Annotated in this window: 13 protein-coding genes; all 13 read left to right on the plus strand. The window is 64.9% G+C overall.

The features are described from left to right. Positions 1–143: 143 nt before the first annotated feature. The gene (locus LDL37_RS07035) at positions 144–467 is read left to right on the plus strand and encodes a hypothetical protein (RefSeq protein WP_290795995.1); all 324 of its coding nucleotides are present in this window, start codon (positions 144–146) and stop codon (positions 465–467) included. 1 nt (position 468) lies between these two features. Then, positions 469–894 carry a DUF3168 domain-containing protein gene (locus LDL37_RS07040; protein ID WP_290795997.1) on the plus strand — a complete coding sequence of 142 codons (426 nt, stop codon included), beginning with the start codon at positions 469–471 and terminating at the stop codon, positions 892–894. 39 nt (positions 895–933) lie between these two features. Beyond that, the gene (locus LDL37_RS07045) at positions 934–1,341 is read left to right on the plus strand and encodes a phage major tail protein, TP901-1 family (protein ID WP_290795999.1); all 408 of its coding nucleotides are present in this window, start codon (positions 934–936) and stop codon (positions 1,339–1,341) included. After that, positions 1,331–1,618: a GTA-gp10 family protein gene (locus LDL37_RS07050; protein WP_290796002.1), complete on the plus strand. Its 288-nt coding sequence runs from the start codon at positions 1,331–1,333 to the stop codon at positions 1,616–1,618. The genes LDL37_RS07045 and LDL37_RS07050 overlap by 11 nt, the downstream gene beginning before the upstream one ends. Beyond that, complete coding sequence (locus tag LDL37_RS07055) at positions 1,611–1,799, plus strand: phage tail assembly chaperone (protein ID WP_290796004.1); 189 nt, start codon at positions 1,611–1,613, stop codon at positions 1,797–1,799. Before LDL37_RS07050 ends, LDL37_RS07055 begins: the two co-directional genes overlap by 8 nt. Beyond that, positions 1,792–2,310 carry a phage tail tape measure protein gene (locus LDL37_RS07060; protein WP_290796007.1) on the plus strand — a complete coding sequence of 173 codons (519 nt, stop codon included), beginning with the start codon at positions 1,792–1,794 and terminating at the stop codon, positions 2,308–2,310. Before LDL37_RS07055 ends, LDL37_RS07060 begins: the two co-directional genes overlap by 8 nt. 3 nt (positions 2,311–2,313) lie before the next feature. After that, on the plus strand, positions 2,314–2,916 hold the full coding sequence (locus LDL37_RS07065; RefSeq protein WP_290796009.1) for a DUF2460 domain-containing protein: 603 nt from the start codon (positions 2,314–2,316) through the stop codon (positions 2,914–2,916). Between the two features lie 30 nt (positions 2,917–2,946). Beyond that, positions 2,947–3,615: a DUF2163 domain-containing protein gene (locus LDL37_RS07070; protein WP_290796011.1), complete on the plus strand. Its 669-nt coding sequence runs from the start codon at positions 2,947–2,949 to the stop codon at positions 3,613–3,615. Beyond that, complete coding sequence (locus LDL37_RS07075; protein ID WP_290796013.1) at positions 3,612–4,064, plus strand: peptidase P60; 453 nt, start codon at positions 3,612–3,614, stop codon at positions 4,062–4,064. Before LDL37_RS07070 ends, LDL37_RS07075 begins: the two co-directional genes overlap by 4 nt. A gap of 15 nt (positions 4,065–4,079) precedes the next feature. Beyond that, entirely contained in the window at positions 4,080–7,745 is a 3,666-nt protein-coding gene (locus tag LDL37_RS07080; RefSeq protein WP_290796015.1) for a glycoside hydrolase TIM-barrel-like domain-containing protein, read from the plus strand. Between the two features lie 67 nt (positions 7,746–7,812). After that, positions 7,813–8,766 carry a DnaJ C-terminal domain-containing protein gene (locus tag LDL37_RS07085; protein ID WP_126421407.1) on the plus strand — a complete coding sequence of 318 codons (954 nt, stop codon included), beginning with the start codon at positions 7,813–7,815 and terminating at the stop codon, positions 8,764–8,766. 135 nt (positions 8,767–8,901) lie between these two features. Next, entirely contained in the window at positions 8,902–9,246 is a 345-nt protein-coding gene (locus tag LDL37_RS07090; protein WP_290796019.1) for a hypothetical protein, read from the plus strand. Beyond that, positions 9,246–9,926, plus strand: coding sequence for a response regulator transcription factor (locus LDL37_RS07095; protein WP_126421403.1), 681 nt, complete (start codon positions 9,246–9,248; stop codon positions 9,924–9,926). Before LDL37_RS07090 ends, LDL37_RS07095 begins: the two co-directional genes overlap by 1 nt. Positions 9,927–10,000 lie beyond the last annotated feature (74 nt).

Here is a 10,000-nt window from a genome sequence, read left to right on the forward strand (position 1 = left end):
CTGACGCTGGAGGCCGGGTCCCCCGCGCCCCTGCGTCTGGCCGTGCTCGATCTGATCGCGCGCGCCTATGACACGCGCGGTGAGGGGAGCGTCTCGCTCGACGGTCTGGAGCCGTGGATCGCCCCCTATCGTCAGGTGCGGCTGTGACGCGGCTGTCCACGGCGCAACTGAAAACCCCGGCGCGGGTGTTCACCCTTCTGCGCAGCGAAACGCCCTTCGGCGGCGTCACCGAAACGCGCCGTTTCGAAGGCGTTACCTGGGGCGATTTCGCCCCGCGCCCGCCCGCCGAAGCGCCGGCGGGTGAAGGCGTCCTGCGTTTTCGTCAGTACGCGGAATTTACCTGCCGGTCGGCGGCCCCTGCCGTGCGCGGAAGCGTGCTGACGATCCGTGGCGAAGACTGGACCGTCCTGTCTGTGTCGTTGGATGCCGACGACCAAACCCTGATGACCCTCGAAAGGAGGCGGTAAGATGCCGCTCGATCCGCACCCGCTCGACCCTTTGCGCGACCTGCAAAAAGGGCTCATCGCGCATCTCAAAGACCACGCGCCGTTGCAAACCTGGCTGGGGGCGCAGGTGCGTATCCACGACGCCGTGCCGCCTGAGCCCGTCTATCCCTATGTGCTTGTGGATCGTGTCGAAGCGCAACCGTTTGGCGGTGTCGGCGTCGCCGCAACCGAACAGGCGGTAACGTTGCGCGTCGTCTCCGATTTTGACGGCACCGAAGAGGCGCGCGCCATCGCCAGCGAACTGCGCGTGGCGCTCGATCAGGCGCAGGTGCCGCTCGACAGCCACCATCTGGTCAGCCTGCGTGTCACCTATCTCGATGTGTTTCGCGGGGCGGATCGGACCGTCTTTGCGCTTCTGCGATTGAGGGCTGTGACAGAACCGATCTGACATTTCCGACTCTGATTTTTCAAAACAAGGAACGCTCACATGGCCCTGCAAAAAGGCCGCGACATGCTGCTGAAAATTTCGGACGGGACGGGCTTCGTCACGGTCGCGGGATTGCGGGCACGCACCGTGTCGCTCAATGCCCGCACCGTCGATGTCACCGATTCCGACAGCCCCAATGGCTGGCGCGAACTGCTGGCCGGAGCGGGGGTCAGGTCGCTTTCTGTATCGGGTTCCGGCGTGTTCAAGGACGCCGCCTCCGATGCGCAGATGCGCGACGCCTTCTTCGCCCAGACGGCGCGCCTCTGGCAGATCGTCGTGCCCGGTTTTGGCGTTTTCAGCGGCGCCTTTCTGATCGCCGCGCTCGAATATGCCGGTGAGCACGATGCGGAGGCGACCTTCGCTCTGACGCTCGCTTCGGCGGGGGAGGTGGCCTTTGATGCGCTGTGAGCCCGCCAATAGCGCGCGTGGCGAAGTGTCGGCGACGCTGGGCGGACAGTCTGTGCGTCTGTGCGTGACTTTGGGCGCGCTGGCGCAGCTTGAGGCGCATTTCGGCGTGCGTGGCTTCACCGCCCTGGGGCAGGCCCTGACGCAGATGGGGGCGCAGGATGTCTGCGTCGTTCTGAGCGCGCTGGCGCTGGATGATTTGCCGCCGCCCGAAACCTTCAGCCTCAGCGAAGCCGTCGCCGCCATCGTCGCCGCCGTGCGGGCCATGACCCATGACTGAGTGGGCGGCGATGCTGCGCTTTGCCGTGCGCGAGTGCCACCTGAGGCCCGCCGATTTCTGGCGCTTAAGCTGGCGTGAATGGCTATGGCTGACGGTCCCACCCTCTGCCCCAATCCTGTCGCCACCAGCCTTGCCGCGCGACGTGTTTGAAACGATGAAGAAGGCCTTCCCCGATGACTGACACCCCTCTGAGTGGTCTGACGCAACAGGCCAATGAGGCCGCCGTCGCCTTGCAGGCTCTGAAAGGCCCGGCGGAGGAGACGGCGGCCAGCATCGAAGCCGCCTTCGGCAAGGCCGGGGAGTCGCTGGCGCGCAGCCTGAGCCGCGCGGTGAAGGACGGCGAGATCAGCCTCAATGAGCTGGCCTCGGCCCTGATCAGCGCCCTCAATGCGGCGGGCGGCACCTCAAGCAGCGGTTCGCTCAGCGCGGTGTTGGGGGAGGTGTTTTCGGGCCTGTCTGGCTTTGCCGGGGCGCGCGCCGATGGTGGTCCGGTGACCGCCGGCGGCGCCTATCTGGTCGGGGAGCGCGGGCCGGAATGGTTCCGCCCGGCCACCTCGGGGCAAATCGACACGGCCACGGGGCCGACGGTGCATCTGACGCTTAATCTCAGTGGCGGACAAGACAGTCTTGTCCGATCCGAAACACAGATCGCCACGGCGCTGCAACGCGCGGTTCGTCTGGGGATGAGGTAGGCCATGTTTCACGAAGTGACCTTTCCGGCGCGGCTGGCCTTCGGCTCCGGGGCCGCGATCGAACGCCGCGTGCGTGTGACGACTCTGGCGTCGGGTTATGAGCAGCGGGTGAGTAGCTGGGCGCTGGGGCGGCGGCGCTACCTGATCGGCGCGGGTATCCGGCGTATGGCCGATGCGTCGGCGCTACTGGATTTCTTCGAAGCGCGCCAAGGGCCGTTATACGGTTTTCGCTTCCACGATTTCAGCGACGGCCGCAGCGGTCCTACCGCCGCGCCGACCGATCAGGTGATCGGCACAGGCGATGGCCACACGCGCGATTTTCAGCTCTGTAAAACCTATGGCGCGGTGGTTCGGCCCATCTGCAAACCCGTCGCGGACAGCGTGCGCGTGGCGGTCAATGGCGTCGAACGGCTGAGCGGTTTCGACGTGGATCACACGACCGGTGTGGTGAGGTTTGCGGTGCCGCCAGCCGAAGGCGCAACGGTCACCGCCGGTTTTCACTTTGATGTGCCGGTGCGCTTCGACAGTGACCGCATTGACCTGACCCTGGAAGGGTTCGACGCCGGTCGCGTCGCGGCCATACCGCTGATCGAGATCCGGGTATGACCGGTGTATTCGCAAGGAAGGGAACCCGCCATGCGTGAGATACCTGCCGCTCTTTCGGCGGCCTTCGACAGCGGTGCGGTGACGCTGTGTCAGGTGTGGATACTGACCCGCGCCGATGGGGTGAAGCAGGGCTTCACCGACCACGATCAGGACCTGCACTTTCAGGGCGTCACCTGCGCGGCCAGCAGCGGCTGGACCGCCGGAGCGGCGCGCAGCGAGCTGGGTCTGGACAATGGAGACAGGTCTGTCTCTGGAGTGCTTTCGGACGTTCATCTGCGGGCTGAGGATATCCGCGCCGGACTTTATGACGGCGCGCAGATCGACACCTATGCGGTGGACTGGCGCGACAGCGACACCTTCGTGCCCGTGAGTTCCGGCACGCTGGCGCGCATAGAAATGCGCGGGCAGGATCAGGCGGCGTTCGTCGCCCATGTCGAAGGTCCGGCGGCGCGGCTTCAGCGGAGTATCGGGCGGCGCTACACGCCGCTCTGTGACGCGCAACTGGGTGACGTGCGTTGCGGCCTCAGCGACCCGGTGGGCACCTGCGACAAACGCTATGCGACGTGCCGCGATGTGTTCGCCAATGTCGTCCATTTTCGCGGCTTTCCGGACCTGCCCGGTGAGGATTTTATCACCCTCTATCCGCGCTCAGGCGATGCGCTGGATGGTGGGTCGCGCGGCGGGACGGGGCGGCTGTGAGGTGGCAGATTGTGGCCGAGGCGCGCCGATGGCTCGGTACGCCCTATCAGCATGGTCAAAGCGTTTATGGCGTCGGTTGCGACTGTCTGGGGCTGATCCGCGGCGTGTGGCGCGGCCTCTATGGACCTGAGCCGTGGACGCTTGATCCGTACACCGGCGACTGGGCGGAATGCGGCGGGGACGAGCGGCTGAAAACCGCCTGTGATCGCTGGCTGCGGCCCGTCGCGCTCACGGCCGCGCAGGCGGGGGACGTGCTGATCTTCCGTATGCGGGACACAGCGGTGGCCAAGCACGCGGCCATCCTCAGCGCAGGGCCCATCGAAGACCCGCGCGCGCAACTGATCCACGCCTATTGGGGTCACGCGGTGACCAAAACCTGGCTGGGGCGCTGGTGGCGGCGGCATCTGGTCGCGGCCTACGCCTATCCTTTCCTGAGTGACACAGACTAACGGAAGACACACATCATGGCGCAACTGACGCTGACGACATTGGGCGGGGCCCTGGGTGGGCCGGTGGGGGCGGCGATTGGCGGGCTGATCGGCAATGCGATTGACCGCACCCTGATCAATGGCCTGTCGCCCGTGCGGCAGGCCGGCCCGCGTTTGCAGGGCGTGCGCGTGGCCGCCGCCGATCAGGGCGCGCCGATCGCGCAGGTCTATGGACGCGGGCGCGTTGCCGGGACGGTGCTGTGGAGCGCGCGGCTGAAAGAAAACCGCACACGGACGCGCGCGTCCAAGAGTGCGCCGCAGACGGAAAGTTTCAGCTATTCGCTGTCCTTTGCCGTGGGCCTGTGCGAAGGCCCGATTGACGGCATCGGGCGTATCTGGGCCGATGGGCAGTTGCTCGATCAGACCGGTTTGTCTTATCGTCTCTATCGCGGCGACGCGGATCAGATGCCCGATCCCCTGATCACCGCCATCGAAGGGGATGCCCCGGCCTATCGCGGCTTGGCCTATCTGGTGTTCGAAGATCTGCCGCTGGCCGCCTTTGGCAATCGTCCGCCCAACCTGTCTGTAGAGGTGTTTCGCCGTCCGCCGGGTGAGGGGCTTGAGACGCTGATTGACGGGGTGTGCCTGATCCCCGGCGCGGGGGAGTTCGTCTATGCGACGACGCACAATGCCGTGCGTGAGGGCCTGAGCGGCGCGCGTTGGGAGACGTTGAACACCGCCGACGGGCGGCCGGATTTTCTCGTCTCGCTCGATCAGCTTGAGGCGCACCTGCCCAAAGTAAAGCGCGTCAATCTGATCATAAGCTGGTTCGGCGACAGTCTGGAGGCGGGGGTGTGCCGCCTGCGCCCCGGTGTCGAACAGGCGATCAAGCGCACAGAACCCGAAGTGTGGTCCGTGGCAGGCATCGGACGCGACGCGGCGCACCTGATCAGCACGCAGGACGGTCGCCCTGTCTATGGGGGCACGCCGTCCGATGCGTCAGTGATCGCCGCAATTCGTCTGCTGAAACAGCGCGGTTACGAAGTGACTTTGGTGCCCTTCATCCTGATGGATTGCGAAGGCTTTCCCTGGCGAGGGCGCATCATTTCGGCGCAGGATCTGACACCGCAGGCGGCGTTGGACGTGGACAGCTTTTTTGGCACGGCGGACGGCTGGGGGCTGCGGCGGTTTGTGCGCCATCTGGCCGAACTGGCGGTCGCGGCGGGTGGCGTCGATGCCTTGCTTTTGGGCTCTGAGTTGCGCGGGATTACCACCCTGCGCTCGGATGCCGTCACCTATCCGGCGGTGGCCGCGTTCAAGGCGCTGGCGGCGGACATTCGCGCCATTGTCGGGCCGCAGACCAGGCTGTCCTACGCCGCCGACTGGAGCGAATATTTCGGTCATCATGTTGGCGCTCATGCTGTGTTTCACCTCGACCCGCTGTGGGCCGATGCGAATATCGACTTTGTCGGCATCGACTGGTACGCGCCGCTCACGGATTGGCGCGACGGCGCACATCTCGATGCGGCGCTGGCGCAGACGCCTTATGATCCCGACTATCTGCGCTCGCGTGTGCGTGGCGGTGAGGGGTTTGACTGGTTTTATGCCTCTCAAACAGACAGAGACGGACAGGTCCGTTCACCTATCGCCGATGGAGCCTTTGGCGAAGACTGGATGTTCCGCCCGAAGGATATTCATGGCTGGTGGAGTCATCTCCATCACGATCGTCTGGCGGGCGTGCGACAGGCGACGCCGACGGCGTGGGTGCCGCAATCTAAGCCTGTGCGTTTCATCGAATATGGCTGCGGCGCGATAGATAAGGGGCCGAACGCGCCCAACCTGTTTGTCGATCCCAAATCCTCCGAAAGCGCCATTCCGCCCTATTCCAGCGGCGCGCGGGATGACCGGGCGCAGCGGTCCTACCTGACGGCGCTGAGTCAGTTCTACGCCGATCCGGCCCATAATCCGCTGAGTTCTGTCTATGGTGGCCCCATGCTGTCGGGCATGGAGGTGTGGTGCTGGGACGCGCGGCCCTATCCGGATTTTCCGCAGCGGAATGCCGTGTGGGGTGATGCCGGCAACTGGCGCACCGGGCACTGGCTGAACGGGCGCGTCGGGTCGGCCGAAGCGAAGGCTCTGCTGAGCGCTCTTGCCGATCAGGCGGGGGTGACTCTCGACGTCAGCGCGGTCGAAGGTGTGATCGACGGCTATGTGATCGAACAGCCGATGACGGCGGCGCGGGCGCTGGAGCCGCTTTTGTTGTACCTGGGGCTGGACCTGTGTGAGCGCGGCGCGGGCCTGAAAGTCATAGGCGCACCGACGGCTGAAGTCGTGGTGTCTTCGGACGCGCTGGCCGATCACGAGCGCGAGCCGGTTTTGGCGCGGCGGGAACTGATCGAAGCGCCGTCGGCCCTGACGCTGCGTTGTTACGATCTGGACCGCGACTATCAGGTGCTGGCCGTCCATGCGCGCTCAGAGGTCGAAGGCGGGCCGACGGTGCAGCTCGATCTCGGCCTCACCCTGTCGGCAGCGCAGGCGCGGGCGTTTGCCCGCCGCACCCTGTCCGAGGCGCGGCGCGTGCGCGAAGCCGTAACGCTGGATGTCGGGCCTCTTGAGGTGCTGCGCTTTGAAGCGGGGGATGGGGTGCGCTTCGATGGGCGGCCCTACCGCATTGCCGTGAGCGAAGACGCGGAACGCCCGACACTTACCCTCGCGCCCGTGTCAGAGCCGGCGGTGGTCATACCTTACGAACCGTCAGGCGGTACGACCGTCAGCCGGGCCCTGCTGACCGGGTTCTGGCTGCTCGACCTGCCGCCGTTCGGGGCCGATGAGCGCAACGGGCGACCGGTGCTGGCGGCCACCGCCGTGCCGTTCAGCGGCGTCGATATCTATGCCGGGACCTCTGCCAGCACGCTGACCCTGCGCGGCCGTGTCGATCAGGCGGCGGGGGTGGGGATGACGCTTCAGAGCCTGCCCGCCGGACAGGTTGCCAAGTGGAACAGACCGGCCTGTCTCTATATTTATCTCGAAAACGCGACCTTGCAGACGCGCTCAGAGGCTGATGTGCTGTCCGGTGAGAATTTTATCTGCGTTAGGGGCGCGGGGGGTGAATGGGAGATCATCCAGTTCCTCCGGGCACAGATGATCGCGCCGCGCCAGTGGCGCTTGAGCGGCCTGTTGCGCGGGCAATGGGGGACGCAGGCCCAGCCGATAGACGAAGGGGTCTCGGTCATCGTCCTGCCCGAAGTTGTGCGGGCGGATGTTTCGGACGCCGAACACGGACTGCCGCGTCTGTGGCGGGCGGGGCTGTCGGGCTTCGGCGCGCAGGCGGAGGGCGCGATAGATATTGAGACGGTGTGGACCGGTATTGGACTCCGGCCCCGCGCGCCGGTGCATGGGCGGATAAGGCGGGAGGCGGAGGGTTTGCACTTTCGCTGGATACGCTGTGCCCGCTATGGCGGGGATTCGCTCGATTACGAACCGCCGCTCGAAGACGGTTTTGAGGCCTATCGACTGCGTTTCTATCAGGGGACGGATTTGCGCCGTGAGGTGGAGGTGACGCAGAGCGCTTATATATATGGCTCCGACGCCATCGCTGCCGACTATCCCGCCGGGTTTGATGGTCTCAGCCGGGTTGAAATCGCGCAGAAAGACCCCACATCGCGTGTTGGTTTGGCGCTGGAGATGTCTTTATCAGCTTGACTTGTGACGCATCCTTCGCCAACGGCATTCTCGTAATTGTGGCCGGTAATTGCTGAGGTTCCATTTCGTGGCAGGTGATCCCTATTCAGAACTCGGTGTGGCGCGCAACGCCAGCGCCGACGATATCCAGAAGGCGTTTCGCAAGCTGGCCAAGGAACTGCACCCCGACCGCAACCCCAATAACAAGGCGGCCGAGGATCGCTTCAAGCGCGTATCGGCGGCCTTCGACCTGCTGAAAGACCCCGAAAAGCGTAAGAAATATGACGCGGGTCAGATGGATGCCGACGGTCGGGAAACCTATCGCGGCGGTTTCGGCGGTGGCGGGTTTGGCGGTGGGTCGTCGCAGGGCTATGGCGGCGGGGCGCGCGGATCGTTCGACGGCGTCGATCTCGATGATATTTTCGATATTTTTGGCTCAGGGGCCGGGCGTCGCGCGGGCTTTGGGCCGGGCGGCGGTTTCGGCGCGCAGGCCCAGAAGGGCAGCGATCTGCGGATCAAGCTCGATATCGACCTGATGGATACGATCGCCGGCAATACGCGCCGGGTGCAACTGACCGATGGCCGCACGCTCGACGTCACCATTCCGAAGGGCGCCAAGGACGGTCAGACCCTGCGCCTGAAAGGGCAGGGCGCGCCGTCGCCCAACGGACGCGGGCCGCATGGCGACGCGCTGGTCGAACTGTCGCTGAAGCCGCACGGCGTGTTCCGCGTCGAAGGCAATGATCTGCATATGGACCTCTATGTGTCGATCCCCGATGCAGTGCTGGGCGGCAAGGTGCAGGCCCCGACGCCCGACGGCCCGGTCAATGTGACCATCGCCAAGGGCTCCAATTCCGGCGGTATCCTGCGTCTGAAAGGGCGCGGGGGCTATGATGCCAAGACCGGGGCGCGCGGTGATCTGTTTGCGCATCTGGTGCTGGCCCTGCCGGACGTGGTGGATGGCGATTTTGTCGCCTATGCCGAAGATTGGCGCAGGCAGGCGCCCTATACGCCGACCCATCCGGCGATGCGGAAGAAGTAGGGGGTGTATTTAACCCCCCTCCGCCGATTCCGGCGGTATCCCCTCTGATATCAGGGGGGACGCTTTTTGCCATTTTAAGTTTTCCTTAGGGCCCTGTTCAGCTAAGGTTCAGGTCGGGGACTGTACAAAGTGACTATGAAACCGATCCTGACCCTTTCCGCCCTGCTGCTCGTCGGCGCGCCGTTCGCTGCCGAAGCGCGCGAACGTGCCGCTTTTGGCTGGCAGCCGGCGCACGAAGAGGTGCGCCAGATGCCGCTGCGGCCGGAGGCGCGTCCGCGCTTCGATGAGGCCGAACGCCTGACGGTGCAGCAGCGCTATTCCATCGACGACGCCATCACCCTGGTTGAGCAGCGCACGGGCGGCCGCTACGTGTCGGGCAATCAGACCGGCCCTTCGACCTTTGTGATCAAGGTGCAGATCGGTCCCAATATCGTGACCTATCGCGTCGATCTCGCCAACCGTTCCATGAGTAAGATGTAATGCGCATTCTGCTTGCCGAAGATGATCCCGACCTGTCGCGTCAGCTCAAGGCCTCGCTTCAGGACGCGGGCTATGTGGTCGATCACGCGCCCGACGGCGAAGAAGCGCACTTTCTGGGCGATACCGAGCCTTATGATTGCGTGATCCTCGACCTTGGCCTGCCCAAGATTGACGGCGTGTCAGTGCTGGAACGCTGGCGGCGCGATGGCAAGGCGACGCCGGTGCTGATTCTGACGGCGCGCGGGGCGTGGTCGGACAAGGTGTCGGGCTTCGACGCCGGGGCCGATGATTATCTGACCAAGCCGTTTCATACCGAAGAACTGCTGGCGCGTCTGCGGGCCCTGGTGCGCCGTGCCGCCGGCCATGCGCAGCCGCTGCTGGTCTGTGGCGGGGTGCGCCTCGATCCACGCGCCGCGCGCGCGTCGGTCAATGGTGAGCCGCTGCGCCTGACCTCGCTGGAATACCGTCTGCTGCACTATATGATGCTGCATCAGAACCGCGTCATTTCACGTACCGAGCTGGTCGAACACCTCTATGATCAGGATTTCGACCGCGACTCCAACACCATCGAGGTGTTTATGGGGCGTCTGCGCAAGAAGATCGGCAATGAGCGGATCGAGACGGTGCGTGGGCTGGGCTATCGCCTCAAGCCGCTGCACAATGAAGTCAGCGAGATTTAGCACAGGTATGAGAACGAAGGTGCTGACGGAGGGGGGCGTTAAATGACAGCCGTCCTGACCCATCTGAAGCGCTT

The sequence above is a fragment of the Asticcacaulis sp. genome, from assembly GCF_020217185.1.
Classification (GTDB): domain Bacteria; phylum Pseudomonadota; class Alphaproteobacteria; order Caulobacterales; family Caulobacteraceae; genus Asticcacaulis.

What these genes read in the sequence shown, in the direction of transcription:
- LDL37_RS07040 (WP_290795997.1), top strand. Translation starts at nt 469, where the DNA reads ATGCCGCTCGATCCGCACCCGCTCGACCCTTTGCGCGACCTGCAAAAA.
- LDL37_RS07045 (WP_290795999.1), top strand. Translation starts at nt 934, where the DNA reads ATGGCCCTGCAAAAAGGCCGCGACATGCTGCTGAAAATTTCGGACGGG.
- LDL37_RS07050 (WP_290796002.1), top strand. Translation starts at nt 1,331, where the DNA reads ATGCGCTGTGAGCCCGCCAATAGCGCGCGTGGCGAAGTGTCGGCGACG.
- LDL37_RS07055 (WP_290796004.1), top strand. Translation starts at nt 1,611, where the DNA reads ATGACTGAGTGGGCGGCGATGCTGCGCTTTGCCGTGCGCGAGTGCCAC.
- LDL37_RS07060 (WP_290796007.1), top strand. Translation starts at nt 1,792, where the DNA reads ATGACTGACACCCCTCTGAGTGGTCTGACGCAACAGGCCAATGAGGCC.
- LDL37_RS07065 (WP_290796009.1), top strand. Translation starts at nt 2,314, where the DNA reads ATGTTTCACGAAGTGACCTTTCCGGCGCGGCTGGCCTTCGGCTCCGGG.
- LDL37_RS07070 (WP_290796011.1), top strand. Translation starts at nt 2,947, where the DNA reads ATGCGTGAGATACCTGCCGCTCTTTCGGCGGCCTTCGACAGCGGTGCG.
- LDL37_RS07080 (WP_290796015.1), top strand. Translation starts at nt 4,080, where the DNA reads ATGGCGCAACTGACGCTGACGACATTGGGCGGGGCCCTGGGTGGGCCG.
- LDL37_RS07090 (WP_290796019.1), top strand. Translation starts at nt 8,902, where the DNA reads ATGAAACCGATCCTGACCCTTTCCGCCCTGCTGCTCGTCGGCGCGCCG.
- LDL37_RS07095 (WP_126421403.1), top strand. Translation starts at nt 9,246, where the DNA reads ATGCGCATTCTGCTTGCCGAAGATGATCCCGACCTGTCGCGTCAGCTC.